Source organism: Geodermatophilus sp. SYSU D00079, from assembly GCF_054050635.1.
In genome coordinates, this window is record NZ_JBJGZS010000004.1 from 22,017 (window position 1) to 47,902 (window position 25,886).

Here is a 25,886-nt window from a genome sequence, read left to right on the forward strand (position 1 = left end):
CCGGCGCACCGGTGCCGACCCTACCGGCGACCTCCGGCGCGCGCCGTCGGTGGTCGCCGTCCTCCGTACAGTGGAGCGCGTGACCCCCCGCTCCGCCGTGCCCGCCCGCAGGCGCCGGTGAGGCTCGCCGAACTGGCCGGACGGCGGGTCGGCGTCTGGGGTCACGGGCGTGAGGGGCGCGCCGCGGTCCGGGCCGCGGTGGCCGCCGGCGCGGCGGGGGTCGTCGTCGTCGACGCCGTCCCGCCGGACCCCGCGCAGCTGCCGCCGGGCGCCGAGGCGGGCACGGACGTCCCCGCGCTGGCCCGCTGCGACGTCGTCGTCCGCTCACCGGGCATCAGCCCCTACCGCGAGGACGCGCAGGCGCTGGCCGCGCGCACCACCCTCACCTCGGGCACCGGCCTGGCGCTGGCCGAGTTCGGCGCCCGGGCGGTGCCGACCCTCTGCGTCACCGGGACCAAGGGCAAGAGCACCACCAGCGCCCTCGCCGCGACGGTGCTGGACGCCGCCGGCCGGCCCGCGGTGCACGCGGGCAACATCGGCACGCCGCTGCTCGACGTCCTCCTGGACGGAGCCGTGCAGGAGGGGACGTCGCTGGTCGTCGAGGTCTCCAGCTACCAGGCCGCGGCCGTCGACGACTTCACCGGGTGGGGTGCGATCACCTCCCTGGCCCCCGAGCACCTCGACTGGCACGGCGGGGTCGAGGCCTACTACCGCGACAAGCTGCACGTCTTCGCCGGGTGCGCCCCCGGGACGGTCGTCGCCGGCGCCCAGCCCCGCGGGATCGCCGAGCGGTACCTCGACCCGGCGCTGCTGGTCGACCCGGGCGACGTCGTCCCCGCGGCGGTGCTGGAGGGCTTCCGGCCCGAGCACCTGCCGGGGGTGCACAACGTCGCCAACGTGCACGTCGCGCTCGCCGCCTGCGTCCGGATGGGGGTGGACCTCGACGCCAGCGGCGCCGCGGTCCGCGCCGCGGTCGCCGGCTTCCGGGCGCTGCCGCACCGGCTCTCCCCGGTCGCCACGCGCGACGGGGTCACGTTCGTCGACGACACGCTGAGCACCACGCCCGTGTCGGTGCTCGCCGCGCTGGACGCCTTCGCCGACCGGCCGGTCACCCTGGTCGCCGGCGGGCAGGACCGCGGGCTGGACTACACCGGTCTGGCCCGCGCCGTCGTGGCCCGGGCGGGTGGGGTGCGGGTGGTGACCGTGCCCGACACCGGCGCCCGGCTGGCCGCCGACGTCCGGGCCGCGGCCGCCGACCGCGGGGTCGAGCCCCCGGTGACCGAGACGGAGGGGCTCGCGGAGGCCGTCGCCGAGGCGGTGCGGACGACGCCGGCCGGTGGCGTGGTGCTGCTGTCGCCGGGCGCCCCCAGCTACAACCGCTACCGGAACTACGAGGAGTTGGCGCGGACCTATGAGCAGATCCTCCGGGACGCCGGTGCGCAGCGTGTCTGAGGTCGCGGACGTGGAGCCGGGCCGGTCGCCGGCACCGGACGGGGCCTTCGTCGTCGCGGAGCGCTCGCTGGACCTCACCACCGGGGAGGCCGCGTTCACCTACCGGCTGGGCGGGGACGAGTTCACCGAGCGGCTGGTCCTGGACACCGAGCGGGTCGCCGACGTCGACCCCGCCCGGCTGGACGCCGCGCTGGACCTGGTCCACGTGGTCATGGGCACCAGCTACTACAAGCTGCGCGCGCCCGGCCGGGTGACGGTGACCCGGCCGCTGACCGCCGCGCAACTCGCCGTCGCCGAGGCCGCCTACACGCACGGCCTCGGCGAGTTCGCCGCGGTGAACCGGCTGCCGGTGCCGCACGCGGTCGAGTTCGACGTCCGGCTGCGGCCGGCCGATCCGCCGCCGGCCGACCCCGCCGGGGCCGGGGCGCTGCTGCCGGTCGGCGGGGGCAAGGACTCCGCGCTGGCGCTCGTGGTGGTCTCCCCGGCGACCGCGCTGGCGATCAACCCGACCGGCGCGCAGCGCGACGTCACCGCCGCCGCGGGGGTGCCGCTGATCGGCGTCCGCCGGCGGCTGGACCCGCTGCTGGCCGAGCGGACGGCGGCCGGCGGGCTCAACGGCCACGTGCCGGTGACCGCGATCAACTCGGCGATCTCCACCCTGGTGGCCGTGCTCGGCGACCACGGGCCGGTCGTGTTCGCGAACGAGCGCTCCGCCGACGAGGAGACCCTCGAGATCGACGGCGCCCGGGTGAACCACCAGTACTCGAAGTCCTACGAGTTCGAGCGGCTGTTCGCCGCGGCCGCCGCCGAGCTGGGCGTCGGCTACTTCAGCCTCACCCGGCAGCTGTCGGAGCTGGCCACGGTCGCGGCGGTCGCCGCGCTGCCCGGGCTGCGTGACGAGATCCTCAGCTGCAACCGCTCCTACACGCAGCGGCACCTGGGCGGGGAGGCCACCCAGCGGTGGTGTCTGCACTGCGACAAGTGCCTGTTCACCTTCCTGTGCTTCGCGGTCTTCCTCACCCCCGACGAGGCGGTCGCCATGTTCGGCGGCAACCCGCTGGCCGACCCCGCCCTCGTCGACGGGTTCCGCGTCCTGTGGGCCGCCGAGAAGCCGTTCGACTGCGTGGGGGAGCGGGCCGAGAGCGCCGCGGCCATGGCCCACCTCGCGCGGAGCACGGCGTGGGGCGGGTTCCCGGTGGTGCGGGAGCTGGGGGAGGAGGCGGTGTCCGCCGCCGCGGTCACCGGCGCCACGGTCGCCGGCTTCCTGGAGCCGCACGGGCCGCACGCCGTCCCGGCGGCGTACCTGGACCCGCTCCGGCGGGTGCTGGCGGAGGCCCGCCCGCCGGTCGGGTGAGGGAGCGTCTCGCCGCCATCGAGCGGGCGGTGCTGCGACCCGGCGCCCGTGAGGTGGCCGGCCTGGGCGCCGCCGTCCGCGGGCAGCTCGCGCGGCTGGCCGGGGGCCTGGCCGCGGCCGGGGCCGCCGGGAGCCGGGTCGGCCTGGTCACCGGCGTGCACATCGCCTGGGCGCCGGCACCGGCGGCGGAGACCGACGGACCGGTCGGCACCGCCGTGCTGGCCGCGGCGCTGGCCCGGATCGGCGCCGACCCCGTGGTCGTCACCGACGAGCCCTGCGCGGAGGTCACCGCCGCCTGCCTGGACGTCCTCGGCGCCGGCCGGCCGGCCGTCGTCCCGCTGGGGGACGACGAGGCCGCGGTCGCCGCCCGTGTCCAGGCGCTGGGCCCCTCGCACCTGGTCGCCGTGGAGCGGCTGGGACCCAACGCCCAGGGGCGGGTCATGACGATGCGGGCGGTGGACATCACGCCGTCCACCGCGCCGCTGCACGCCGCCTTCGCCCTGCCGGGACTGGTCACCGGCGCGGTCGGCGACGGCGGCAACGAGATCGGCATGGGCAACGTGCCGGCCGCGGTGGTCGCCGCCGAGATCGCGCAGGGGGAGCGGATCGCGTGCCGGGTGCCGGTGGACGCGCTGGTGACCGCCGGGACGTCGAACTGGGGGTGCTCGGCGCTGGTGGCCGCGCTCGCCGTCCTGGTGCCCGCGCACGGCCCGGCGCTGCGCGCGCTGCTGGACCCCGCCGTCGACGCGGCCGTGCTGGACGCCGCCACCGCAGCCGGCGCGGTCGACGGCGTGACGGGCGCCGCGGGGGCGACGGTGGACGGCATCCCGGTGCCCGCCTACGCCGACCTGCTGGCCGAACTGCGCGACCTCACCCGGGCTTAGGCTCGCAGGCGTGGCCGACTCGCACCGCACGGAGCTCGCCGCCCCGCTCGCCGAACGCCTGCGGGCGCGGGGTCTCCGGCTGACCACCCAGCGCCAGCGGGTGCTGGCCGCGGTCGCGTCCCTCGAGCACGCCACCCCCGAGGCGATCAGCGCGCGGCTGCGCGAGGAGGCCGGCCCGGACGGCGCCGCGCCCGACACCTCGACGGTGTACCGCGCCCTCGAACTGCTCGAGCGGCTCGGCCTGGTCTGGCACACCCACCTGGGCAAGGGCGCGCCGGTCTACCACGCCGCCGAGCACCCGCACCTGCACGTCGTCTGCCAGGGCTGCGGCGAGATCTCCTCGGCCGACCCGGCGCTGCTCGACAGCGCCGCGGAACGTCTGGCCGCCGACCTGGGTTTCCAGCTGGACGTGGGGCACGTCGCGCTGTCGGGGACGTGCCGCGCCTGTCGTGGACGCGCTGGAACGGAGACCTCATGAACACCTCAGCCCTCCTCTCACGCCCCGGCGCCGTCGCCGTGGAGGACGGGTCGGTCCCCGCGCACTACGGCGACCCCCTGCGGGAGCAGCGGGCGCTGGCCGAGGGCGCGGGCCTGGTCGACCGCAGCGACCGCGACGTGCTCGCCGTGCCCGGCGCCGACCGGCTCTCCTGGCTGCACAGCCTCACCACCCAGCACCTGGACCGGCTGGCCGACGGCACCGGCGCCGAGGCCCTGCTGCTCTCGCCCAACGGGCACGTCGAGCACCACCTCGTCCTCGCCGACCTCGCCGGCACCACGTGGGTCGACGTCGAGCCGGGCTCCGGTGCGGCACTGCACACCTTCCTCGACCGGATGCGGTTCATGCTCCGCGTGGAACCCGCACTGGTCACCGACGGGTGGGCGCTGCTGTCGCTGGTCGGCCCCCGCGGCGCCGACGTGCTGGCCGCCGCCGGCCTGCCGGTGCCGGCCGCCCCGTACGAGGTGCGCGCCCTGGACGGCGGCGGGTGGGTGCGGCGCATGCCCCCGGTCGGGGACGCTGCCGACGTCGTCGACCTGCTGGTGCCCCGGTCGGAGGTGGCCGCCCGGGCCGACGCGCTGCTCGCGGCCGGGGCCACGCCCGCCGGGCTCGACGCCTACGAGGCGCTGCGGGTCGAGGCCCGCCGTCCCCGGGCCGGCGTCGACACCGACCACCGCACGATCCCGAACGAGACCGGCTGGCTGACCGGCGCCGTCCACCTGGACAAGGGCTGCTACCGCGGACAGGAGACCGTGGCCCGGGTGCACAACCTCGGCCGCCCGCCGCGGCGGCTGGTGCTGCTGCACCTCGACGGGCTCAGCGAGGAGCTGCCCGCCCCGGGCACGCCGGTCCTGAGCGGCACCCGCGAGGTGGGCCGGGCCGGCACCGTCGTCCGCCACCACGAGCTCGGGGTCGTCGCGCTGGCGCTGGTCAAGCAGTCGGTGAAGCCGGACGCCGAGCTGACCGTGGGCGGCGCGCGGGCGGCGATCGACCCCGACGACACGCCTGCGGAGCTGGACGACACTCGCGCCGCGGCCCGCGACCGGGTGAAGGCCGTGCGGTCTGCGACGATCGGTCGGTGAGTCCGAGCACGCTCATCACGGTCGCCCCCACGGGGGCGGAGTCGGCCAAGGCCGACGTCCCGGCGCTGCCGGTGACCGTCGAGGAGGTCGTGGCCACCGCGCGGGACTGCCAGGCGCTGGGCGCCGCCGTCGTCCACCTGCACGTCCGGGACGCCGACACGCGCCCGACCCTGGACCTCGGGCGGGTGCGCGAGGTGGTCGCCGCCGTCCGGGCGGCCACCGACCTGGTCGTCCAGCTGTCGACCGGCGGCGCGGTGACCGACCCGTTCGACGCCCGCCTCGCCGTCCTCGACGCCGCGCCCGACGCCGCCTCGCTCTCGCTGGGCACGGTCAACTTCGGCCGCGACGTCTTCAGCAACCCCTGGGACCTCATCGTCGAGCTGCACACGCAGATGCAGCAACGGGGCATCGTGCCCGAGTACGAGGTCTTCGACCTCGGCCACCTGGCCACCCTGGCGCGGCTGCTGGACCGGTACGGCCCCCCGCACGGCGGGCACGTGCACGTCGACCTCGTCATGGGCGTGCCCGGCGGGATGCCCGGGACGACGCAGGCGCTGGCCGCCTGCCTGCCGCACCTGCCGCCGGGTGCGACCTTCGCCGCCACCGGCGTGGGGCGGACCTCGCTGCCGGTGATGCTCGCCGCGCTGTCGGCCGGGGGTCACCTGCGGGTCGGCATGGAGGACACCCTGACCTACGCGCCCGGTGAGCCGGTGCGCGACAACGCCCAGCTGGTGGCGCGCGCGGCCGGTCTCGCCCGGATCGCCCAGCGCCCGCCGATGACCACCACCGACGCCCGCGCTCTGCTCGGCATCTACCACCCGCCCCTCTCGCGCACGACCGTGGAGGCCGTCCCGTGACCCCCGAACCCACGCCCGCCGGTGGCGCCGCCGTCGACGCCCTGCTCGACCCGGGCTTCCTCGAGGCCGCGGTGCAGCGCCCGATGGCCGACGTCCGGAGGCTGCGCCGGCAGGCCGAGCAGGAGGAGGTCAACCTCTCCTACACCCGCCGGCTGCTGCAGGGCCGGCTGGACATCGTGCGCCGCGAGCTGCAGCGCCGCGCCGAGGACGACGGGCGGTCGCTGGTCGACCTGCTGCCGGAGATCCTCGCCGAGAAGGGCCGCGGCCCCGCGCACGGCCTGGGCCGGCACCAGACCGTGCAGCCGGCCGCGCCGGAGGAGTACGAGTCCTGGGTCAACGGCCTGACCCGCGGCATCGACCTGTCGTCGGTGCCCCAGCTCAGCGACGCCGACCTGGAGCAGGCCGCCCGCGCGCTGGCCGCCGCGGAGAGCTCGCTGTCCGAGCGCCGCCGTGGCGTGCAGAAGGTCATGGACGGGCTGGCCGCGGAGCTGGGCCGGCGGTACCAGAACGGCGAGGCCGACGTCGCCGCGCTGCTGGCCGACGAGGGCCGACACTGAGCAAGGACCACCCTGCCCCCCACCGCTCGCAGGCCCGCGGCGGGACCCGGCAGGGCGACGGTCCCAGCGCGTCACCGGCTCGAGGCGGGACCGGGGAGGGGGCCGCTCCGGTCGTGACCCAGCCAGGCTCGGCCCCGGTGACGCCGGCCGTCTGGCCGGAGAACCCGGTGCTGGTCGAGGTGTGGCGCTCGGGGTTCCTGGAGTCGGTGCACCGCGGGGCGCTGGTCGTCGTGGGCGCCGACGGTGACGTGCTGGAGGCGGCCGGGGACGTCGACCGGCCGATCCTGCCGCGGTCGGCGAACAAGCCGGTGCAGGCCACCGCGGTGCTGGCCGCGGGCTGGGCGCCGCGCTCCGGGGAGGAGCTGGCCATCGGCGCCGGCTCGCACTCCGGGGAGGACGCCCACCGCGAGCTCGCCGCGGCGGTGCTGGCCGCCGCGGGGCTGGGCCCCGAGGACCTCGGCTGCCCGCCGGCCCTGCCGCAGCACGAGCCGACCCGCGCCGGGTGGCTGGCGAGCGGGCGGGCGCCGGAACGCCTGGCGATGAACTGCTCCGGCAAGCACGCGGCGATGCTGGCGGCCTGCGTGGCGGCCGGCTGGCCGACCGAGGGCTACCTCGACCGCGGGCACCCGCTGCAGCAGGCGATCGAGGCTCGGCTGGGCGAGGCCGCCGGGACGCCGGTGACCGCGGTCGTCGTCGACGGGTGCGGCGCGCCCCAGCACGCGCTGCCGCTGACCGGGCTGGCGCGGGCGGTGGCGTCGCTGGTCGAGGCGCCGGCGGGCAGCCGCGAGCGCGCGGTCGCCGACGCGATGCGGGCGCACCCGTGGTTCGTCGCCGGCACCGGCCGCGAGGACACCGACCTCATGCGCGCCGTCGACGGCCTGCTGGTCAAGGGCGGGGCGGACGGCGTGCACGTGGCCGCCCTGCCCGGCCGCGGTGCGGTGGCGCTCAAGCTGGACGACGGTGGCGAGCGCGGCCGCACACCGGCCCTGTGCGCGGGCCTGCGGCGGCTGGGCGTCCCGGCCGAGCAGCTCGCGCCGTGGGCGCTCGTGCCGGTGTCCGGTGGGGACGACGTGGTCGGTGAGGTGCGCTCGGCAGCGACCATCAGGGGTTGAGCCGGACCGCGCCGGTGTGAGCCGTCTCACGCCAGGGTGCTAGCTCCACCGCTTGCAAGAGCTAGCACTCCTGGTTAGCGTCGGAGGCGTGCAGAAGCCCGGCGAGTTCGTCCGCGAGCAGGTGACCACCGTCCGCGAGAAGGTGGACCAGCTCGCGGGCAGCGTCGCGGAGACGGTGGCCGCCGAGCGGTCCAAGGTCACCGCGACCAGCTCGCAGGTGGGCGACTTCATCCGGGAGCAGCGCAACGCCGCGCGGGTGTCCCTGCGAGAGCTCGCCCGCAGCGCCGGGGTGAGCAACCCGTACCTGTCCCAGGTGGAGCGGGGTCTGCGCAAGCCGTCGGCCGAGATCCTCGCGGCCATCGCCAAGGGCCTGCAGATCTCGGCCGAGACGCTCTACGAGCAGGCCGGGATCCTCGACCGCCGGGCCGGCAACCCCGACACCGTGGCGGCGATCCGCAACGACGAGTCGCTCTCCGAGCGGCACAAGGCGGTCCTGCTCGAGCTCTACGAGACCTACGTCCGCGAGCACGCCGCGACCGCACCCGCTGCCCCCGTCACAGCTCCGAGCACCACCCCCGTCCCGAGTTCCTCCAAGGAGTCCGCATGAGCACCGCCGAGACCCTCAAGAAGGTCGGCGAGACCGTCGCCGTCCAGAACAAGACCGTCCTGCTGGCCGCCGTCGGCGCCGGTGACCTCGCCGTCGAGCGCGCCCGCGCCGTCGTCGGGACGCTGCGCTCGCGCGCCGAGGCCCTGCCCGGTGAGGCCCAGGTCCAGGCCGACCTGGCGGCCAAGGAGGCCCGCGCCCGCGTCGAGGAGGCCGCCGGCCGCGCCCGCACCGCCGCGCAGTCCGCTCGCACGTCGGCCCAGCACGTGGCCGCCGCCGTGCGCCCCGAGTCGGTCAAGAGCACGGTGACCGGCCTGGTCAGCACCGCCCGCACCCAGACCGTCGCCACCCTCGAGACCCTCGCGGTCCGCGGCGGCGAGGTCGTCGAGGAGCTGCGTCGCCAGCCGGCCTTCCGCAAGGTCGTCTTCCGCGCCGAGCGCGCCGTGGACGCCGTCGAGGACCGTCTCGAGGACGTCCTCGAGGAGACCGCCGAGACCGTCGCCGAGGCCTCGAACGAGGTCACCTCCGTGGCGCAGAAGGCCGCGGCGAAGACCGCCAAGGTCGTCGACGCCGCCGAGGAGAAGACGGCGCAGGCCGCCGACACCGCCAAGGCCACCATCGCCGAGGCCGACGCCGCGAAGCCGGCCAAGAAGAGCTCGGCCGCCCGCAAGAGCACCCCGGCCAAGACCTCCGCCCGCGTCTCCCGCGCCCGCACCGCCAAGCGGGCCGACGCGACCGCCGTCCCGGCCAAGAGCGACAGCTGAGAGCGGCCCCTCCCGAGGGGCCGACCACCGCACAGGGCCCCGGAGCGCACCGCGCTCCGGGGCCCTGTGCCGTCGCGAGCCGGTGACCGGTGGTCGCCGGCTCCCCTGATGGGGTGGCGGCGTGCCCGGGCATCTCGCGCGCGCCCCGGACGGCGGCCCCGCGGCGGGTACCCTCCGGACATGCTGTCCTTCGACGGGGTCATCTACCTGGGGCTGTACTACGGAGCCCTGGCGCTGACCGCGTACGCGCTCGTCGACGCGCTGATCCGGCCGGCCGCCGGCTACGTCGCCGCGGGCAAGCTGACGAAGCCCGCCTGGGCGGCGATCACCGCCCTGGCCGTCCTCGTCGTGTTCTGGCAGGGGCCGATGAGCTTCCTCGGGCTGCCGGCGATCATCGCGGCGATCGTCTACCTGGTCGACGTCCGGCCCGCGGTGCGGGGGCTGCGCCGGGGTGGCAGCAGCTGGTGACGGTCAGCCCCGGTCCGCGGGCATGACGATCCACAGCACCAGGTAGGCGATGAACTGCGGCCCGGGCAGGATGCACGAGAGCACGAACGCCAGGCGCAGGCCATTGGTCGACAGGCCGTAGCGCCGGGCGATCCCCGAGCAGACACCGGCGATCACCTTGTGCCGGGTGTCCCGGCGGAGGGGCGGGCGGACGGGCGAGGTCATGCCCCCGACCCTACGGTTCGGGCGTGCTCCTGCGGGCGGTTCTCGGCGACATCACCCGGGCCGACGTCGACGTCGTGGTCAACGCGGCCAACCCCGGCCTGCTCGGCGGCGGTGGGGTCGACGGCGCGATCCACGCGGCCGGCGGGCCGGAGGTCCTCGCGGAGTGCCGGGCGTTGAAGGCCCGCCTGCCCGGGGGCCGGCTGCCCCGCGGCGCCGCCGTGGCGACGACGGCCGGCCGGCTCCCCGCCCGCTGGGTGGTGCACACCGCCGGGCCGATCTGGTCGGCCACCCGGGACCGGTCGGCCGTCCTGCGCTCCTGCTACACCGAGAGCCTGCGGGTCGCCGACGGTCTGGGGGCGCGCTCGGTGGCGTTCCCCGCGATCTCGGCCGGCGTCTACGGCTGGCCGCTGGAGGACGCCGCCGTCCAGGCCGTCGCCGGGGTCCGTGCCGCCGAGGTGGAGCACGTGCAGGAGGTCCGGTTCGTCCTGTCCGGCGACGCGGCGCTGGTCGCGTTCGAGGGCGCGCTCAGCGGCTGAAGACGCCCTCCGGGGGCTCGGGGGAGGCGACGGCGTCCTCGTCGTGGACCGGCTGGGCCCTCCCGGCGAACCGGTCGAGGTCGGCGCCCTCCACGACCCGGCTGGGCATGGGGTCCGCGGCGCACCGGCGCACCAGGGCCGCGATCGGCAGCTCGGAGTCCGAGGCGACCGCCACGAGGTTGCCGAAGCGGCGGCCGCGCAGCGTGCCCGGCTCGGCCAGCAGGCACACGTGCGCGAACACCGCGCGCAGCGTGGCGGTCTGGGCGCGGGCGAAGCGCAGCGGCGGCCCGTCGGCGACGTTGGCCGCGTACACCCCGCCGGGGCGCAGCACCCGCCGCGCCTGCTCGGCGTACTCCACGCTGGTCAGGTGCGCAGGGGTGCGGGCCCCGGCGAAGACGTCACTGACGACCACGTCGGCGCTCCCGGCGGGCAGCGCCGCCAGCCCGGCGCGGGCGTCCGCGGCGCGGACCCGGACGCGCGCGCCGCGGGGGAGCGGCAGGTGGGCGCGCACCAGGTCGGTGAGCTGCTGGTCGATCTCCACCACCCGCTGCCGCGAGCCGGGGCGGGTGACCGCGACGTAACGGGGCAGCGTGAGCGCCCCACCGCCGAGGTGCACGACGTCGATCGGCGCGCCCTCCTCGCCGGCGAGGTCGAGCACGTGACCCATGCGGCGGACGTACTCGAACTCCAGGTGCGACGGGTCCTCGAGGTCGACGTGGGACTGCGGCGTCCCGTCGACCATGAGCACCCAGGAACCGTCGCGGTCGGCGTCGCCGAGGAGCTCCGCGGTGCCGCCGCCGACGGGCGTGGGGCCCGGCGGGACCACCTCCGGGGCGGGACGCCGGCTCATCGGCCGCGCAGGAGGGCCTCGGCCGCGGTGTCCCCACCGACGGTGACCTCGGCCGGGCGGCCCCACAGCCGGCGGAGCAGCTGCTCGGCGGGCGCCTCGAGCCGGGCGTCTGCGGGGGCGGCGTCGTCGCGCACCTCGACGACGCCGTCGGTCACGCGGACCAGCCAGGTGCGGCCGGTGTCCGTGCTCCGCACGGCCACGCTCGCCGTGGCGGTGCGCAGCGGCTCGGTGTGCGCCCAGCGGGGGACGACGACCCGCAGCAGCTCGTCGACGCCGTCCTCGGCCAGGTCGGGGTCGACCGCGGTGAGCGGGACGCCGGCCGCGCCCTCGAGGTCCATCCGGTGGACGACGAGCTCGTGCGCCTGCCGGCGGGCCCAGGACGCGGCGGTTCTCTCCGCGGCCGGGCTCATGTGCCAGCACGGGGAGTCCGGGGGCGTGTCGCGCAGGGCGTGCAGCAGGTCGGTCAGGCCGGCGGCGTACCAGTCGACCAGCCCGTCCTCGGGCGGTGCGGGCGGTGGAGCGGGCCGGTCGGCGGTGCCGGCGCGCACGATGGCGGTGGCCCACCGGTGCACGGCGCCGAGGTGGCCGACGAGGTCGCGGACGGTCCAGGCGGGCACCCACGGCACCGGGGTGCTCCAGCGCGCCGTCGTGAACCCGGCGTCCACCTCCTGCACCAGGACGCCGAACCGCTCGCCCTCCTCGACGACGGCCTCGATGCAGCGCTGCCGCAGCGCCTCGTCGACCAGGGACGTCACGCCCCCATCGTGCCCGACGGCGTCGAGATCCCGTGCTCTCGCACCGGCAGGGCGTCCGTGACGTGCGAGATCACGGGATCTCGACGAGCGGGCGAGGCGTCAGACGGGGGCGACGGGCGGGCCGGCCGGGCTCAGGTCGGGGCGACGGCCGACCAGCGGACGGTGACCTCGCCGTGCCGCCACCGCCGCGAGGAGCCGACGAACGGCCAGCCCTGGTCGGCGAGGGTCTGGACGGCGGCCGTCCAGCGCTGGCGCGGGCCGAAGGTGGACAGCCCGGCGGCGGTGGCCCAGGCGGCGTCGAACGCGCGGAGGAACTCGTGCACCGGCTGACCCGGGACGTTGTGGTGGATCAGCGCCTTGGGCAGCCGCTCGGCGAGGTCGGAGGGCCTGTCGAGGTCCGCCACCCGCGCCGACAGGGTGAGGGTGAGGGGCCCGTCGGCGTCCAGGGCCACCCACGCTGCGCGTCGTCCCCACTCGTCGCAGGTGCCCTCCACCAGCAGCCCGCCGGGCCCCAGGGCGGCGCACATGGTCTCCCAGGCGCGCGCCGCGGACTCCTCGTCGTACTGGCGCAGCACGTTGAACGCCCGCACCAGCACCGGGTGCAGCCCCGCCAGCTCGAAGCCGCCCACGCGGAAGTCCACCCGCGGCGGGTCGCGGTCCTCGGCGACGGCGGCCACCCGCGCCGGGTCGATCTCCAGGCCGACGACCTCCAGGCCGTGCACCTCCGGACCCAGCCGGTCGGCCATCTCCAGCGTGGTCACCGCCGACGAGCCGTAGCCCAGGTCGACGACGAGCGGCCGGGCGGCGTCGCGCAGCCGGGGGACCTGGGTGGCCAGCAGCCAGCGGTCGATGCGGCGCAGCCGGTTGGCGTTCGTGGTGCCCCGCGTCGGCAGGCCCAGCGCCCGCGCGCGCCCCGCGGCCAGCCGGGGGTTGGCCTTCTTCGGGGTGAGGACGGCCCGGCGCTTGTGGTCCCCGCCTCCCGCCTCGCTCACCGGTCCAGAGCGTAGACCCGGTTAGCGTGGAGCCGTGCAGGTCCGACCGAACGCCCCCCTCGCGGAGCTGACGACGCTGGCGGTGGGTGGTCCCGCCGAGCGGCTCCTCGAGGTCACCGACGCCGACGAGCTGGTCGCCGCCGTCCGCGACGCCGACGAGGCCGGCCGGCCCCTGCTGGTGCTCGGTGGCGGCTCCAACCTCATCGCCCCCGACGAGGGCTGGCCCGGGGACGTCGTCGCGGTCCGCAGCCGTGGGGTGCGGCGTCGCGGCGGGGAGCTGGTGGTCCAGGCCGGGGAGCCGTGGGACGACCTGGTCGCGTACACCGTGGCCGAGGGCCTGGCCGGCATGGAGGCGATGTCGGGCATCCCCGGCTCGACCGGCGCCACCCCCGTGCAGAACGTCGGCGCCTACGGCCAGGAGGTCGCGCAGGTCCTCACCGCGGTGCGGGTGTACGACCGGGCCGAGAAGACCGACCGGGTGTTCACCCCGGCCGACTGCGGGTTCGCCTACCGCGACAGCCGGCTCAAGCGCGAGCCCGGTCGGTTCGTCGTCCTCGAGGTCACCTTCGTGCTGGAGCCCGGGGAGCTGTCCCGGCCGGTCGGCTACGCGGAGCTGGCCCGGAGGCTGGGCGTGGACCTCGGGGAGCGGGCGCCGCTGGCCGACGTCCGTGCGGCGGTGCTGGAGCTGCGCCGCGGCAAGGGCATGGTCTGGGACCCCACCGACCCCGACAGCCGCAGCGCCGGCTCGTTCTTCACCAACCCGATCGTGCCCGCCGCGCAGGCGGTCGAGGGCTGCCCGAGCTGGCCGGCCGGCGACGGGCGGGTCAAGCTCAGCGCCGCCTGGCTGGTGCAGCACGCCGGCTTCGGCCGCGGCACCCGCGAGGGCCGGGTCGGGACGTCGTCGCGCCACAGCCTGGCCCTGACGACGGCGGACGGCGCCACCGCGGCCGAGCTGCTCGCCTTCGCCGACAAGGTCGTGGCCACGGTGCGGGAGCGGTTCGGCGTGACCCTCGAACGGGAGCCCACCGCCGTCCGGCCCTGAGCGCCTGACCGCCTGGCCGCCGACCGCCTGCGGGCGAGATGCGGTGATCTCGCACGGATCGGCCGCGGGAACGGTGCGAGATCCGGTGATCTCGCACGGATCGGCCGCGGGAACGGTGCGAGATCCCGTGATCTCGCACGGATCGGTCGCGGGAACGGTGCGAGATCCCGTGATCTCGCACCGATCGAGCGGCCGCGGCTCAGTCCTCCCGGAAGACCTTGTGCTGGGCGGCTTGGGCGCGGGGGCGGACGACGAGCAGGTCGACGTTGACGTGGTGCGGCCGGGTGAGGGTCCAGGCGATGCAGTCGGCGACGTCCTCGGCGACCAGCGGCCGGCGCACCCCGCGGTAGACCGCCTCGGCCTTCTCGCGGTCGCCGACCCGGTTGAGGCTGAACTCCTCGGTCTTCACCATGCCGGGCGCGATCTCCACGACCCGCACCGGCTGGTCGAACAGCTCCAGGCGCAGCGTCTCGGCCAGCGTGTGCACCGCGTGCTTGGCCGCCGTGTACGACGCGCCGCCCTCGTAGCTGATCAACCCGGCGGTGGAGCCCACGAACAGCAGGTCACCGGCGCCGGAGGCGATGAGCGCGGGCAGCAGCGCCTTGGTCAGCCGGACGGTGCCCAGCACGTTCACCTCGTAGGTGCGGGCCCAGGAGCCCAGGTCCGCCTCGGCCACCGGGGCGGCGTCGAAGGCCCCGCCGGCGTTGTTGACCAGCACGTCGACCCGGTCCAGGGCGCCGGTGAACTCCTCGACCGAGGCGGGGTCGGTGAGGTCCAGGGGCAGCGCCCGCGCGCCGATCTCCTCGGCCAGCGCGGTCAGCCGGTCCATGCGCCGGGCACCGAGGACGAGGTCGAACCCCTCGGCGGCGAGGCGGCGCGCGGTGGCCGCCCCGATGCCGCTGGAGGCGCCGGTGACGACGGCGGTGCGCCCGTGACCGGGCAGGACGGCGGGACCGGAGGCAGACTGGGCTGAGGGGCCGGGCATGAACCCCATCCTGGCGCTGTTGCAGGATGGAGAGTCGAGCGGGTGCCGTCCGGTGCCCACAGCCGAGGCGGGAGGTCGGACGTGGCCGCTCGCCGCCGTCCCCGGTCGGCCGTGCCCCGGCGGGTGGCGACGCTCTCGGTGCACACCAGCCCCCTCGACCAGCCCGGCGCCGGTGACGCCGGCGGCATGAACGTCTACGTCGTCGAGGTGTCCCGCCGGCTGGCCGCCCGCGGCATCGCCGTCGACGTCTTCACCCGCGCCACCTCCAGCGACCTGCCGCCGGTGGTCGAGATGAGCCCGGGCGTCACCGTGCGGCACGTCAGCGCCGGCCCGTTCGAGGGCCTGGGCAAGGAGGACCTGCCCGGGCAGCTGTGCGCCTTCACCGCCGCCGTCCTGCGCGAGGAGGCGCAGCACGAGCCCGGCCACTACGACGTCGTCCACTCGCACTACTGGCTGTCCGGCCAGGTGGGCTGGCTGGCCCGCGACCGGTGGAGCGTCCCGCTCATCCACACCGCGCACACCCTCGCCAAGGTGAAGAACGCCGCGCTCGCCGCCGGTGACCGGCCCGAGCCGCAGGGCCGGGTGATCGGCGAGGAGCAGGTGGTCGCCGAGGCCGACCGGCTCATCGCGAACACCGACGACGAGGCCCGCCAGCTGGTCGACCACTACGCCGCCGACCCGCGCCGCACCCTCGTCGTCCCGCCCGGCGTCGACCTCGACCGGTTCACCCCCGGCGACCGGACGGCGGCCCGCCGCGACCTGGGCATCGCCGAGGACGCCGTGGTGCTGCTGTTCGTGGGCCGCATCCAGCCGCTCAAGGCCCCCGACCTGCTGCTCGAGGCCGCCGCCCGGATGCTCGCCGACGACCCCGCACTGCGCAGCCGGCTGCAGGTGCACGTCATCGGTGCCCCCAGCGGCTCCGGCCTGGAGGCGCCCCGCCAGCTCGAGCAGCTGGCCGCGCAGCTCGGCATCGCCGACCTCGTCCGGTTCCTCCCGCCCCAGCACGCCGAGCGGCTCGCGCAGCACTACCGGGCCGCGGACGTCGCCGTCGTCCCGAGCCACAACGAGTCCTTCGGGCTGGTGGCGCTGGAGGCGCAGGCGTGCGGCACCCCGGTCGTCGCCGCCGCGGTCGGCGGCCTGCGGACGGCGGTCCGCGACGGGGTGTCCGGCGTGCTCGTCGAGGGCCGCGACCCGGCCGACTACGCCGCCGCCATCCGCGCCGTCCTCGCCCGCCGGGAGCTGCTGTCGGCCGGTGCCCGCCGGCACGCCGGCGCCTTCTCCTGGGAGCGCACGGTGGACTCCCTGGTGGCGGCCTACACCGCCGCGGCCGAGGAGATGACCCTCGCCGCCCGGCAGGCGGTGGCCACCCCCGTGCTGCGCGCGGCCCGCGGCCTCGGGACGGTGCGGGCGCTGGGCGCCCAGGTGGCCCGGTGAGCGGTGCGGGGGACGTCGCCGCGCTCGACGCGGTGATCGAGCAGACCCTGCGCGACGCGGAGCTGGAGCACGAGCACCCCGCGCCGGGCCGCTGGCTGGTGGACCTGCCCGGCACCCAGAAACTCAGGACGGTCTGCGGGCTGATCGTCGGCCGGCACGCCCTACGGGTGGAGGCCTTCGTCTGCCGGCAGCCCGACGAGAACCGCGAGCAGCTGTGGACCTACCTGCTGCAGCACAACGCCCGCATGTACGGCGTCGCCTACTCGATCGACAGCGTCGGCGACGTCTACCTCACCGGCCGGCTGCCGCACGCGGCGGTCACCCCCGACGAGCTCGACCGCGTGCTCGGCGCGGTGCTCAGCTACGCCGACGACCACTTCAACACGATGCTGGAGATCGGGTTCGGCACCTCGATCCGCCGGGAGTGGGAGTGGCGGGTCAAGCGCGGGGAGAGCCTGCGCAACCTGGCGGCGTTCGCCGACTTCGCCGACCCCGATCGGCGGTCCCGCCCCGCGGCCGACGCGGACTCCGGGGCGTGACGGCGACCGACCGCACGGCGGCCTCCGCCGTCGACGACCGCCCCGGCTACGGCCGCCGCTGGTGGGTGCTGGCGACCATGACGGTCTGCCTGCTCGTGGTGATCATGGGGAACACGACGCTCAACGTCGCGATCCCGACCCTGCAGCGCGAGCTCGGCGCCTCCCAGGGGCAGCTGCAGTGGGCGATCGACGCCTACATCCTGGTCTTCGCCGGCCTGCTGTTCTCCTGGGGCGTGCTCGGCGACCGGATCGGGCGGCGGCGGGTGCTGCTGCTGGGGCTGTCGATCTACACCCTCGGCTCGGTGCTGGGCGCCTTCAGCAGCAGCCCGGTCGAGCTGATCGTCTGGCGGGCGGTCATGGGCATCGGGGGAGCGGCGGTGCAGCCGGCCACCCTCGCGGTCATCACCAACGTCTTCCCGCCCGGGGAGCGCGGCCGGGCCATCGGCATCTGGGCCGGCGCGGCGGGTCTGGCGGTGGCCGGCGGCCCGCTGGCCAGTGGTGCGGTGCTGGAGCACTTCTGGTGGGGTGCGATCTTCCTCATCGCCGTCCCGGTCGCCGTCCTCGGGATCCTCGCCACGCTGCTCGTCGTCCCCGAGTCGCGGGACCCCTCGCCGGGCCGGCTGGACGTCCCCGGCGTCCTGCTGTCGATCGCGGCGCTCGTCGGGCTGGTCTACGGGATCATCCACGGCGGCTCGGGGGCCGGCTGGACCTCGCCGGGCGTGCTCGTGCCGCTGCTCGGCGGCCTGGCGCTGCTCGTCGTGTTCGTGCTGCTGCAGCGCCGGTCCAGCCACCCGGCGCTGGACGTGTCGCTGTTCCGCAACCCGGCCTTCTCCGCCGCCGCGGCGGCCCTCGGGCTGAACTTCTTCGCCCTCATGGGCGCGACCTTCTACCTCGTCTACTACCTGCAGGGCGTGCGCGGCTACGGGCCGTTGGCCAGCGGTGCCGCGCTGATCCCCATGGCGCTGGGCATGGCCGTCATGGCGCCGGTGACCTCGCGGATCGCCGAGTGGCTCGGTGCCAAGCTCGTCGTGGCCACCGGCTTCGCGTTCATCACCACCGCCGTCCTGGGGTTCCAGCTGCTCGACGGCGGCTCGCCGCTGTGGCTGCTGCTGGTCGTGCTGTCGGTGCAGGGCCTGGGCATGGGGGCGGTGATGGCGCCGACGACGGAGTCGATCATGTCCGTCGTCCCCCGGCACAAGGCGGGGGCCGGTGCGGCGGTGAACAACTCGGTGCGGCAGGTGGGCGGCGCGCTGGGCGTGGCCATGCTGGGATCCCTGCTGGCGGCGTCCTACGCCGCGCACCTGGGGGACGCCGTCGACGCGCTGCCCGCCGGCGCCCGGGCGGAGGCCAGCACCTCGCTGGTGGCGACCCTGGAGGCGGTCGAGGGCGCCCGCGCGACCGGGGACGCCGAGGTCGCGGCGGCCGCGGCCGGCATCGTCGGCCCCGCCCAGGACGCCTTCGTCTCGGCCATGCACCTCACCGCGGTCGGCACGGCCGCGGCCACGCTGGTCGCCGCCGTCGTCGTCCTCGCCTGGCTGCCCGGGCGCCGGCGGCCGGCCGGTCAGGACGCGGCGCCGGCCCACCAGTAGGTCGTCGAGCTGCGCGGCCGGTCGTCCCGGAGGCGCCGCATCGCCTCGGCGACCTCCGGTTCCCGCTCCACCGGCAGGCACAGCCGGCGGCGGGTGAAGGCCAGGACCACGTCGGCCGGGGCGTCCTGCCAGGGGTCCGGCCGGGACTCCGTGGCCGACTCGGCCGCGATGCCCAGCTCGGCCAGCACCTCGCCGAACAGCTGCGCGCTCGGGCCGGTGGGACGGACCTGGCCGTGGAAGTGCCGCCACAGCGGCCCCATGGACGTCCAGGGGTGCACGTCGCCGAGCTCCACCACCACCCGCCGCCGGGCGTGGTCGGTCAGGGCGGCGACGAACTGCTCGATGCCGGGCACGTTGTAGACGACGTCCGCGGCGACGACGACGTCGGCCACCGGCACCTCCGCGGCCACGTCGGGCCACGTGCCGCACCAGGTCCGCACCGGGGTGGGGGCGGCCGCGGCCCGGTAGCGGTCGAGCATCTCGGGGGAGGAGTCCACGGCGAGCAGTTCCGCGGCACCCACGGGGATGCTGGCCCGGCCACCGCCGCAGCCGACGTCGAGCACGCTGGCCGGCGCGGCCTCCCGCACGGCGTCGACGGTGCGCCCGGGACGGCCCCCGCTGCCGAACAGGCCGGGCGGGAAGCCGTAGGGCGACTCGGGTGCGGCGGCGAGGATCGCCGGGTCTATGGCCCACGCGGCCAGCTCCTCGCGCCAACGCTCCAGTGCGGTCACCAGGCGATGGTGCCCTGCCGCTCCGGCCCCCCTGCAGGACCCCGCCCTGCTGGGGGGAGGGGCTCCTCCTCTGGTGGGGGCAGGGGGGTCCTCCTACCGTGGCGCGGGTGCAGGAGGAGCCCGCGCAGCAGCGCTTCGTGCGGGCCCTCGTGGGCGTCGTGGCCGCCTCCGCCCTGGCCTACCCGGTGCTGCTGTGCGCGGTGCAGCTGGCCCTGGCGCAGCTGGTCGTCGTCGACGTCCCCGCGGTGGTGCTGTGGCTGGCCGTCGCGGTGGCCTGCAGCGTCGCCGTCGTCGCCGCGCTGCGCTGGGGCGCGGCCCGCCCCGTGCGCAGCCCCTGGTTGCTCGCCGGCCTGCTGCCACCGGCGCTCTTCGAGCTGTGGGTGGTGTGGCCGCTGCTCACCCGCTGAGCCACGCCTCCGGACGTCGGGCAGGATGGCCGCGTGACGAGGACACCCCCCGGGACGCTGGTGCTGCTCCGCCACGGCGAGAGCGAGTGGAACAAGGCCAACCTGTTCACCGGCTGGGTGGACGTGCCGCTGTCGGAGAAGGGCCGCGTCGAGGCCGCCCGCGGCGGGGAGCTGCTGGCCGAGCACGGTCTCCTGCCGGAGGTCGCGCACACCTCCGTGCTCAAGCGGGCCATCACCACCGCCGAGCTGGCGCTGGCCGCGGCCGACCGGCAGTGGATCCCGGTCAAGCGCTCCTGGCGGCTCAACGAGCGGCACTACGGCGCCCTGCAGGGCAAGGACAAGGCCGCCACCCTCGCCGAGTACGGCGAGGAGCAGTTCACCGTGTGGCGCCGCTCGTACAGCACCCCGCCGCCGCCCATCGAGGCCGGCAGCGAGTACGCCCAGGACGGCGACCCGCGCTACGCGATGCTGCCGCCGGAGGTGCGCCCGGCCACCGAGTGCCTCGCCGACGTCGTCGTCCGGATGCTGCCCTACTGGTACGACGCCATCGTCCCGGACCTGCGCGCCGGGCTCACCGTGCTCGTCGCGGCGCACGGCAACAGCCTGCGGGCGCTGGTGAAGCACCTGGACGGCATGGGGGAGGACGAGGTCGTGGGCCTCAACATCCCCACCGGGGTCCCGCTGCGCTACGACCTGGACGACGAGCTGCGCCCGGTCAAGCCCGGTGGTGAGTACCTCGACCCCGAGGCGGCGGCCGCGGCCATCGAGGCGGTCAAGAACCAGGGCAAGAAGTAGCCCGGCACCACGACGACGGCCCCCTCTCCCGACGCGAGAGGGGGCCGTCGTCGTGGTGCGGGCCTAGCCTGCGGCGCTGATCCGCCGTTCGCCGGTGACGAGGTAGACCACCCGCCGGGCGACGCTCACCGCGTGGTCGGCGAAGCGCTCGTAGTAGCGGCCCAGCAGGGTGATGTCGATGGCGGTCTCGACGCCGTGCGGCCAGTCGTCGGAGAGGACCTCGCGGAACAGCTGGCGGTGCAGCCGGTCCATCGCGTCGTCGTCGTCCTCGAGCTCGAGCGCGGCCTCGACGTCCTGCTTGGCGATGACCGTGCCGGCCTTGGTGACCAGGGTCTCGGCGACGTGGCCGGCCTCGAGGAAGACCGGTCGCACCTCCTGGGGGACCGCCGACTCGGGGAAGCGCATCCGGGCGACCTTGGCGATGTGCTCGGCGAGGTCCCCCATGCGCTCGAGGTCGCTGGCGATGCGCATCGCGGTGATCACGGTGCGCAGCTCCGTGGCCACCGGGGCCTGGCGGGCCAGCAGCGTGAAGCAGCGCTGCTCGATGCTCTCCCGGGTGTTGTCCAGCGCGTCGTCGGCGGCGATCACCAGGTCGGCGAGGGTCACGTCGGCGTCGAGCAGGGCGGTGGTCGCCTTGGCCAGTTGTGACCCCACCGAGTTGGCCATGTCCACCAGGCAGCCGCGGATGTCGTCGAGCTCCTCGCGGTAGTTGTCGCGCACCTCGTCCTCCTCGTCGGCCGCTGGGGCCGTGTCCGCAGCGTCGGGTCGGCGTCTGTTCGCGATCCCGGCGCGTCCACGTCCGAGACTAGGTCGGGATCGGCGCGCCATCCGGCCCAGCGCGGTGAACGGGTGGGCACGGGAACGTGAACAGTGCCGGTACGGCCCGGTGGCGCCACCCCGACGGGGGATGACGGTGGGTCGGGGCGGCCTAGCATCGGCGGGAGGAGCGGACTCGCGAGCGGTGCGGCCGCACGCGGCGGCGAGGAGGAGACGTGAGTCCCACGGTCGCCCTCGTGGTCGGCCTCGTGATCGGTGGCGCCCTGGTCGCCACCGTCCTGCTGCGGTACAACCGCCCCGACCTCGACCGCTCGCCACCGCCGCCGTCGCCCCCGCTGGGGGAGACGATCCTGGCCCGCCGGCTGGTCGACCTCATGGACCCCGCGGTCGTCTTCCTCGACGCCGACGACGTCGTGCTGCTGGCCAACCCGCCGGCCCGGGCCCTGGGCATCGTCCGCGACACCCGGCTGCTGGTGCCCGAGCTGCTGGTGCTGGCCAACGACGTCCGGACCGGCAGCCGCCGCCGGGTCGAGGTGGACCTGCCCGGCGAGCTGGTCGGCGGCGGGCCCAGGCAGGTCGGGGTGCACGGCATCCGCCTGGAGACCGGCCCCCTGCCGGGGCCGGTGGCCCTCGTGCTGATGGACGTCACCGAGGCGCGGCGGGTGGAGGCGGTCCGGCGGGACTTCGTCGCCAACGTCGGTCACGAGCTGAAGACGCCCGTCGGTGCGCTGCGCCTGCTGGCCGAGGCGGTGGAGGACGCCGCGGACGACCCGGACACGGTGCGCCGGTTCGCCGCGCGCATGACCCACGAGGCCGAGCGGTTGTCCCGGCTGGTCCGGGAGCTCATCGACCTGTCCCGGCTGCAGGGCGGCGAGCCGCTGCCGGAGCTGCAGCCGGTGGAGGTCGACCGGGTCGTCGCCGAGGCCGTGGACCGCACCGGCCTGGCCGCGTCGGCCAAGCAGATCACCATCGCCTCCGGCGGGCAGCACGGCCTGGTGGTCCGCGGGGTCGAGTCCCAGCTCGCGACCGCGGTGACCAACCTGCTGGCCAACGCCGTCGCCTACAGCCCGGAGGGCACCCGCATCGCGGTCGGTGCCCGCGCCCGGTCCGGCTTCGCGGAGATCACCGTGACCGACAGCGGCATCGGCATCCCCCGGGAGGACCGCTCCCGCGTGTTCGAGCGCTTCTACCGCGTCGACCAGTCGCGGGCCTCGGCCACCGGTGGCACCGGCCTCGGGCTGGCCATCGTCAAGCACGTGGCCAGCAACCACGGCGGCTCGGTGAGCGTGTGGAGCGAGGAGGGGCTGGGGTCGACGTTCACGCTGCGGATCCCGCTCGCGCGCTCCGCCGTCCCGGAGTCACCCGCGGCCGGCGGGCTCCCCGCACCTCCCCCCGCCGGCGGCGCGGTCGCCGGCCCCGCACCCACCGGCGATCCGGTCGCCGGTCCCGATGCCGGCGGCGACGTGGTCGCCGGCGACGCCCCGAAGGGACGGTCATGACGCGAGTGCTCGTGGTGGAGGACGAGGAGTCCTTCTCCGACGCGCTGTCCTACATGCTGCGGCGGGAGGGGTACGACGCCGTCGTCGCCCCCACCGGGCCGGAGGCGCTGGCGGAGTTCGACCGCGGCGGCGCGGACATCGTGTTGCTCGACCTCATGCTCCCCGGCCTGTCGGGCACCGAGGTGTGCCGCTCGCTGCGGGCCCGCAGCAGCGTGCCGATCATCATGCTCACCGCCAAGGACTCCGAGGTCGACAAGGTCGTGGGCCTGGAGCTCGGCGCGGACGACTACGTCACCAAGCCGTACTCGGCCCGCGAGCTGGTCGCCCGGATCCGGGCCGTGCTGCGCCGCCACGGCGAGGCCGAGGCCCCCGCCGACGGCGCGCTGGAGGCCGGACCGGTCCGCATGGACGTCGAACGGCACGTGGTCTCCGTGGACGGCGAGCCGGTGGCGCTGCCGCTCAAGGAGTTCGACCTGCTGGAGCTGCTGCTGCGCAACGCCGGGCGGGTGCTCACCCGGGTGCAGCTCATCGACCGGGTGTGGGGCTCGGACTACGTGGGCGACACCAAGACCCTCGACGTCCACGTGAAGCGACTGCGGGCCAAGATCGAGCCCGACCCCGCCAACCCCAAGTACCTGGTGACCGTGCGGGGCCTCGGGTACAAGTTCGAGGCCTAGGAGGCCGGTCGGGGCTACTGGCCCCGGCCGGTCTCCTCCTGCAGCTCGTCGATCTTGCGCGAGGCGTCGGCCTTGGTGATGTCCTCGGGGACCTCCTCGCCGGCCTCGCGGGCGAGCGTGCCGAGGTAGCTCTTCTGCGCCCCGGTGGCCGGCTCGTCGCCGGTCACCCAGTCCGACGGGTCCTTCTCCGTGCTGCGGTCGGGGTTCGCGTTCGATTCGCTCATGTGTTCGAGCGTAGGGCCATCGGCGCCGGTCCGCAGGTCGGGCGACCCCGCGTTCAGGCGCGGGTCAGTTCCCGGGTGGGCTGCGCGGCGGTCCGCTGCTCACGGACGGCGTCCCACCGGCGTCCGGTGCGGTAGACGTGCACCGCCCCGCAGGCCGGGCACTCGACGTGCATGGCGATGTGGGTCGCGTGGTTGGTCACCGAGCGGATGCGCCGGTCCGCGACCAGTTCGTCGGTGGAGGTGACGGGGCAGGTGATCAGCAACATGGGGAGAGCGTGCTCCGGGCCACACCCGGGCACGAGTGGCAGGACTGACCGCAAACGCAAGTTCTCTGCCATCATGTCGGCATGACCGGGAGCGACCGTCCCCTCGTCGTGAGCACCGTCGTCGCCGACGGTCTCGTGGGCAGCTTCGGCCTGGGCGTCGCGGCGGAGGTGTTCGGCTACGACCGCCGCGAGATGGGGCTGCCGCTGTTCGACTTCGGCCTGGTCACCGAGCACCCGGGCGTCGTCCGCACCGACACCGGCATCCCGATCACCGTGGAGCACGGTCTCGACCGGCTGGCCGCCTCCGACATCGTGACGATCACGGCGTGGGAGCTGTTCAGCCGCGTCCCCACCCCGCAGCTGCTCGACGCGTTCCGCGCCGCGCACGCCAACGGGGCACTCATCGTCAGCCAGTGCACCGGGGCGTTCGTCGTCGCCGCGGCCGGCCTGCTGGACGGGCAGCGGGCCACCACGCACTGGAAGTACGCCGGCGAGCTCGCCGCGCGGTACCCGGCCGTGCAGGTCGACCCGATGGTCCTCTACGTCGACAACGGCCAGATCATCACCGGGGCGGGCACCGCCGCCGGGGTGGACACCCTGCTGCACGTGGTCCGCCGCGAGTGGGGCGCGGCCGCGGCCAACGCGCTGGCGCGGGAGATGGTCGTCCCGCCGCACCGCGACGGCGGGCAGGCGCAGTTCATCGACGCCCCCGTCCCCGCCTGCGAGGACGACCTGCTCGGCGCCGTGCTGGAGTGGGCCTCGGCGCACCTGGCCGACGACATCAGCGTCGACACCCTCGCCCGGCGGGCGCTGATGAGCCCACGCAGCTTCGCCCGCCGCTTCAAGGCCACCACCGGGACCACCCCGCACGCCTGGCTGCTCGGCCAGCGGCTGGCCGCGGCGGAGGAGCTGCTGGAGAACAGCGACGCCCCGGTCGAGGAGATCGCCCGGCTGGTCGGCTTCGGCACCGCGGCCGGGCTGCGCGAGCAGTTCACCCGCCGCCGGGGTGTCTCGCCGCGGGCCTACCGGCAGACCTTCCGGGCCGCGGCCCTCGTGGGGGACGACGACCGCGCCGCCTGAGCGGCACCGTCCCGGGCGATCCCCTCAGGCCCCGGGGATGGGCCGCGCGACGCCGACCAGCGAGTCCAGGCGGGCGGCGTTGGCCGGGGCCAGCGGGCTGCGGACCACCTCGGTCAGCGCGAACCCCGCCCGGGCCAGCAGCAGCGCGTGCGTGCGCGGCGTGAAGTGCCAGATGTGCTCGGTCGGCTTGAGCGTCCACCAGCGGGTGCCCAGCAGCCGGGCGGGCAGCGACGAGTAGTACGGCGTGGAGAACAGGACGACGCCGTCGTCGGCCACCAGCGAGCGCACCGTCCGCCAGAACGCCAGCGGGTCGGGCACGTGCTCGACGGTGTCCCAGGCGCAGACGACGTCGAAGCCGGGGGTCAGCGGGGCGTCCTCGACCTGACCGCAGAACACGTCGAGGCCCAGGCGGTCGCGGGCGTGCGCGGCGCCGGTGCGGGAGAGCTCCACGCCCGCCGTCGTCCAGCCGGCGTCGCGCGCCGCGGCCAGGAAGAGGCCGTAGCCGGCGCCGACCTCCAGCAGGCGACCGCCGGCCGGGGCGCCGCCGTGCTCCCGTTCGATGAGCCGCAGCCGGCCGGCGGTCCAGGTGCGCTGCAGCAGCATGGCGGGGGAGAGGCGCGCACCGCCGGCCGTCGCGCCGTCGTCCCCGGCCAGGGCGTTGCCGTAGACCCCGCCCTCGAAGTAGCCGACGTCGTCGTAGAGCCGCTGCAGGGCCTCGGGGCGCAGTCGCGGGCTGATGAACACCAGCGCGCACTGCGGGCAGCGCACCACGCCGAACGGGGCGACGTCGTGGACCAGCGTGCCGGGGACGCGGCACAGGCAGCAGACGACGTCCTCGGTGTCCTGCGCCGTCCACGTCGCCAGCTCGCCCACC

The 25,886-nt window shown here is 76.0% G+C and carries 31 protein-coding genes; 21 read left to right on the forward strand and 10 right to left on the reverse strand.

Annotated elements, in window-relative coordinates:
* Positions 1 to 117: 117 nt before the first annotated feature.
* From murD to ACI79E_RS05150, 11 genes are all read left to right on the forward strand, one after another.
* Positions 118 to 1,452, forward strand: a complete 1,335-nt coding sequence (gene murD / locus ACI79E_RS05100; protein WP_456931462.1) for a UDP-N-acetylmuramoyl-L-alanine--D-glutamate ligase — start codon at positions 118 to 120, stop codon at positions 1,450 to 1,452.
* The gene (locus tag ACI79E_RS05105; protein ID WP_456931463.1) at positions 1,445 to 2,806 is read left to right on the forward strand and encodes a hypothetical protein; all 1,362 of its coding nucleotides are present in this window, start codon (positions 1,445 to 1,447) and stop codon (positions 2,804 to 2,806) included. The genes murD and ACI79E_RS05105 overlap by 8 nt, the downstream gene beginning before the upstream one ends.
* Positions 2,803 to 3,690 carry a glutamate cyclase domain-containing protein gene (locus tag ACI79E_RS05110; RefSeq protein ID WP_456931464.1) on the forward strand — a complete coding sequence of 296 codons (888 nt, stop codon included), beginning with the start codon at positions 2,803 to 2,805 and terminating at the stop codon, positions 3,688 to 3,690. The genes ACI79E_RS05105 and ACI79E_RS05110 overlap by 4 nt, the downstream gene beginning before the upstream one ends.
* Before the next feature lie 10 nt (positions 3,691 to 3,700).
* Positions 3,701 to 4,168 (forward strand): Fur family transcriptional regulator, encoded by a 468-nt coding sequence (locus ACI79E_RS05115; protein WP_456931465.1) that lies wholly within the window; start codon positions 3,701 to 3,703, stop codon positions 4,166 to 4,168.
* Positions 4,165 to 5,268 carry a CAF17-like 4Fe-4S cluster assembly/insertion protein YgfZ gene (gene ygfZ / locus ACI79E_RS05120; protein ID WP_456931466.1) on the forward strand — a complete coding sequence of 368 codons (1,104 nt, stop codon included), beginning with the start codon at positions 4,165 to 4,167 and terminating at the stop codon, positions 5,266 to 5,268. The genes ACI79E_RS05115 and ygfZ overlap by 4 nt, the downstream gene beginning before the upstream one ends.
* On the forward strand, positions 5,265 to 6,125 hold the full coding sequence (locus tag ACI79E_RS05125) for a 3-keto-5-aminohexanoate cleavage protein (RefSeq protein WP_456931467.1): 861 nt from the start codon (positions 5,265 to 5,267) through the stop codon (positions 6,123 to 6,125). The genes ygfZ and ACI79E_RS05125 overlap by 4 nt, the downstream gene beginning before the upstream one ends.
* The gene (locus tag ACI79E_RS05130; RefSeq protein WP_456931468.1) at positions 6,122 to 6,682 is read left to right on the forward strand and encodes an RsiG family protein; all 561 of its coding nucleotides are present in this window, start codon (positions 6,122 to 6,124) and stop codon (positions 6,680 to 6,682) included. Before ACI79E_RS05125 ends, ACI79E_RS05130 begins: the two co-directional genes overlap by 4 nt.
* 137 nt (positions 6,683 to 6,819) lie before the next feature.
* Positions 6,820 to 7,794: an asparaginase gene (locus ACI79E_RS05135; protein WP_456931469.1), complete on the forward strand. Its 975-nt coding sequence runs from the start codon at positions 6,820 to 6,822 to the stop codon at positions 7,792 to 7,794.
* 88 nt (positions 7,795 to 7,882) lie between these two features.
* Complete coding sequence (locus ACI79E_RS05140) at positions 7,883 to 8,401, forward strand: helix-turn-helix domain-containing protein (protein ID WP_456931470.1); 519 nt, start codon at positions 7,883 to 7,885, stop codon at positions 8,399 to 8,401.
* The gene (locus tag ACI79E_RS05145; RefSeq protein ID WP_456931471.1) at positions 8,398 to 9,162 is read left to right on the forward strand and encodes a hypothetical protein; all 765 of its coding nucleotides are present in this window, start codon (positions 8,398 to 8,400) and stop codon (positions 9,160 to 9,162) included. The genes ACI79E_RS05140 and ACI79E_RS05145 overlap by 4 nt, the downstream gene beginning before the upstream one ends.
* Before the next feature lie 180 nt (positions 9,163 to 9,342).
* The gene (locus ACI79E_RS05150) at positions 9,343 to 9,630 is read left to right on the forward strand and encodes a DUF2516 family protein (protein ID WP_456931472.1); all 288 of its coding nucleotides are present in this window, start codon (positions 9,343 to 9,345) and stop codon (positions 9,628 to 9,630) included.
* Positions 9,631 to 9,633: 3 nt separating this feature from the next.
* On the opposite strand, the gene ACI79E_RS05155 is transcribed toward ACI79E_RS05150, so the two are convergent.
* Positions 9,634 to 9,834: a PspC domain-containing protein gene (locus ACI79E_RS05155; RefSeq protein WP_456931473.1), complete on the reverse strand. Its 201-nt coding sequence runs from the start codon at positions 9,832 to 9,834 to the stop codon at positions 9,634 to 9,636.
* Positions 9,835 to 9,857: 23 nt separating this feature from the next.
* Here ACI79E_RS05155 and ACI79E_RS05160 point away from each other — a divergent pair, with 23 nt between their 5' ends.
* Complete coding sequence (locus ACI79E_RS05160) at positions 9,858 to 10,370, forward strand: O-acetyl-ADP-ribose deacetylase (RefSeq protein ID WP_456931474.1); 513 nt, start codon at positions 9,858 to 9,860, stop codon at positions 10,368 to 10,370.
* Here ACI79E_RS05160 and ACI79E_RS05165 read toward each other — a convergent pair.
* The 3 genes from ACI79E_RS05165 to ACI79E_RS05175 all read right to left on the reverse strand — a co-directional run bounded on the left by ACI79E_RS05165 (position 10,360) and on the right by ACI79E_RS05175 (position 12,967).
* A complete protein-coding gene (locus tag ACI79E_RS05165) occupies positions 10,360 to 11,220 on the reverse strand; it encodes a spermidine synthase (RefSeq protein WP_456931475.1) in 861 nt (286 codons plus the stop codon). The genes ACI79E_RS05160 and ACI79E_RS05165 overlap by 11 nt on opposite strands.
* A complete protein-coding gene (locus ACI79E_RS05170) occupies positions 11,217 to 11,975 on the reverse strand; it encodes a maleylpyruvate isomerase family mycothiol-dependent enzyme (protein ID WP_456931476.1) in 759 nt (252 codons plus the stop codon). Before ACI79E_RS05170 ends, ACI79E_RS05165 begins: the two co-directional genes overlap by 4 nt.
* A gap of 131 nt (positions 11,976 to 12,106) precedes the next feature.
* Positions 12,107 to 12,967: a class I SAM-dependent methyltransferase gene (locus ACI79E_RS05175; protein WP_456931477.1), complete on the reverse strand. Its 861-nt coding sequence runs from the start codon at positions 12,965 to 12,967 to the stop codon at positions 12,107 to 12,109.
* Positions 12,968 to 13,001: 34 nt separating this feature from the next.
* Here ACI79E_RS05175 and ACI79E_RS05180 point away from each other — a divergent pair, with 34 nt between their 5' ends.
* Positions 13,002 to 14,009 carry a UDP-N-acetylmuramate dehydrogenase gene (locus ACI79E_RS05180; protein WP_456931478.1) on the forward strand — a complete coding sequence of 336 codons (1,008 nt, stop codon included), beginning with the start codon at positions 13,002 to 13,004 and terminating at the stop codon, positions 14,007 to 14,009.
* A gap of 199 nt (positions 14,010 to 14,208) precedes the next feature.
* Here ACI79E_RS05180 and ACI79E_RS05185 read toward each other — a convergent pair whose 3' ends face one another.
* Entirely contained in the window at positions 14,209 to 14,994 is a 786-nt protein-coding gene (locus tag ACI79E_RS05185) for an SDR family oxidoreductase (protein WP_456931479.1), read from the reverse strand.
* An 81-nt stretch (positions 14,995 to 15,075) separates the two neighbouring features.
* Between ACI79E_RS05185 and mshA the strand changes: the two genes are divergently transcribed.
* From mshA to ACI79E_RS05200, 3 genes are read left to right on the forward strand one after another with little or no spacing between them, the layout of a single operon-like run.
* Entirely contained in the window at positions 15,076 to 16,428 is a 1,353-nt protein-coding gene (mshA, locus tag ACI79E_RS05190) for a D-inositol-3-phosphate glycosyltransferase (protein WP_456931480.1), read from the forward strand.
* On the forward strand, positions 16,425 to 16,967 hold the full coding sequence (locus tag ACI79E_RS05195; RefSeq protein ID WP_456931481.1) for a YbjN domain-containing protein: 543 nt from the start codon (positions 16,425 to 16,427) through the stop codon (positions 16,965 to 16,967). Before mshA ends, ACI79E_RS05195 begins: the two co-directional genes overlap by 4 nt.
* A complete protein-coding gene (locus tag ACI79E_RS05200) occupies positions 16,964 to 18,556 on the forward strand; it encodes an MFS transporter (protein WP_456931482.1) in 1,593 nt (530 codons plus the stop codon). The genes ACI79E_RS05195 and ACI79E_RS05200 overlap by 4 nt, the downstream gene beginning before the upstream one ends.
* Here the strand turns inward: ACI79E_RS05200 and ACI79E_RS05205 are convergent.
* Positions 18,529 to 19,287 carry a class I SAM-dependent methyltransferase gene (locus ACI79E_RS05205; RefSeq protein ID WP_456931483.1) on the reverse strand — a complete coding sequence of 253 codons (759 nt, stop codon included), beginning with the start codon at positions 19,285 to 19,287 and terminating at the stop codon, positions 18,529 to 18,531. The two genes, ACI79E_RS05200 and ACI79E_RS05205, sit on opposite strands and share 28 nt — an antisense overlap.
* 107 nt (positions 19,288 to 19,394) lie before the next feature.
* On the opposite strand from ACI79E_RS05205, the gene ACI79E_RS05210 reads away from it, so the two are divergent.
* Both ACI79E_RS05210 and ACI79E_RS05215 read left to right on the forward strand, forming a co-directional pair.
* On the forward strand, positions 19,395 to 19,694 hold the full coding sequence (locus ACI79E_RS05210) for a hypothetical protein (protein ID WP_456931484.1): 300 nt from the start codon (positions 19,395 to 19,397) through the stop codon (positions 19,692 to 19,694).
* A gap of 33 nt (positions 19,695 to 19,727) precedes the next feature.
* A complete protein-coding gene (locus tag ACI79E_RS05215) occupies positions 19,728 to 20,489 on the forward strand; it encodes a phosphoglyceromutase (RefSeq protein WP_456848104.1) in 762 nt (253 codons plus the stop codon).
* 63 nt (positions 20,490 to 20,552) lie between these two features.
* Here the strand turns inward: ACI79E_RS05215 and phoU are convergent, their stop codons facing one another.
* Positions 20,553 to 21,209, reverse strand: coding sequence for a phosphate signaling complex protein PhoU (gene phoU, locus ACI79E_RS05220; RefSeq protein ID WP_456931485.1), 657 nt, complete (start codon positions 21,207 to 21,209; stop codon positions 20,553 to 20,555).
* A gap of 272 nt (positions 21,210 to 21,481) precedes the next feature.
* On the opposite strand from phoU, the gene ACI79E_RS05225 reads away from it, so the two are divergent.
* Together ACI79E_RS05225 and ACI79E_RS05230 are read left to right on the forward strand one after the other, a co-directional pair.
* A complete protein-coding gene (locus ACI79E_RS05225; protein ID WP_456931486.1) occupies positions 21,482 to 22,765 on the forward strand; it encodes a sensor histidine kinase in 1,284 nt (427 codons plus the stop codon).
* The gene (locus ACI79E_RS05230) at positions 22,762 to 23,442 is read left to right on the forward strand and encodes a winged helix-turn-helix domain-containing protein (RefSeq protein ID WP_456931487.1); all 681 of its coding nucleotides are present in this window, start codon (positions 22,762 to 22,764) and stop codon (positions 23,440 to 23,442) included. The genes ACI79E_RS05225 and ACI79E_RS05230 overlap by 4 nt, the downstream gene beginning before the upstream one ends.
* A gap of 14 nt (positions 23,443 to 23,456) precedes the next feature.
* On the opposite strand, the gene ACI79E_RS05235 is transcribed toward ACI79E_RS05230, so the two are convergent.
* Positions 23,457 to 23,666, reverse strand: coding sequence for a DUF3072 domain-containing protein (locus tag ACI79E_RS05235; RefSeq protein ID WP_456931488.1), 210 nt, complete (start codon positions 23,664 to 23,666; stop codon positions 23,457 to 23,459).
* Between the two features lie 53 nt (positions 23,667 to 23,719).
* Complete coding sequence (locus ACI79E_RS05240; RefSeq protein WP_456931489.1) at positions 23,720 to 23,932, reverse strand: hypothetical protein; 213 nt, start codon at positions 23,930 to 23,932, stop codon at positions 23,720 to 23,722.
* An 81-nt stretch (positions 23,933 to 24,013) separates the two neighbouring features.
* Between ACI79E_RS05240 and ACI79E_RS05245 the strand changes: the two genes are divergently transcribed.
* A complete protein-coding gene (locus ACI79E_RS05245) occupies positions 24,014 to 25,012 on the forward strand; it encodes a helix-turn-helix domain-containing protein (protein WP_456931490.1) in 999 nt (332 codons plus the stop codon).
* Between the two features lie 24 nt (positions 25,013 to 25,036).
* On the opposite strand, the gene ACI79E_RS05250 is transcribed toward ACI79E_RS05245, so the two are convergent.
* On the reverse strand, positions 25,037 to 25,885 hold the full coding sequence (locus tag ACI79E_RS05250) for a class I SAM-dependent methyltransferase (protein WP_456931491.1): 849 nt from the start codon (positions 25,883 to 25,885) through the stop codon (positions 25,037 to 25,039).
* Position 25,886 lies beyond the last annotated feature (1 nt).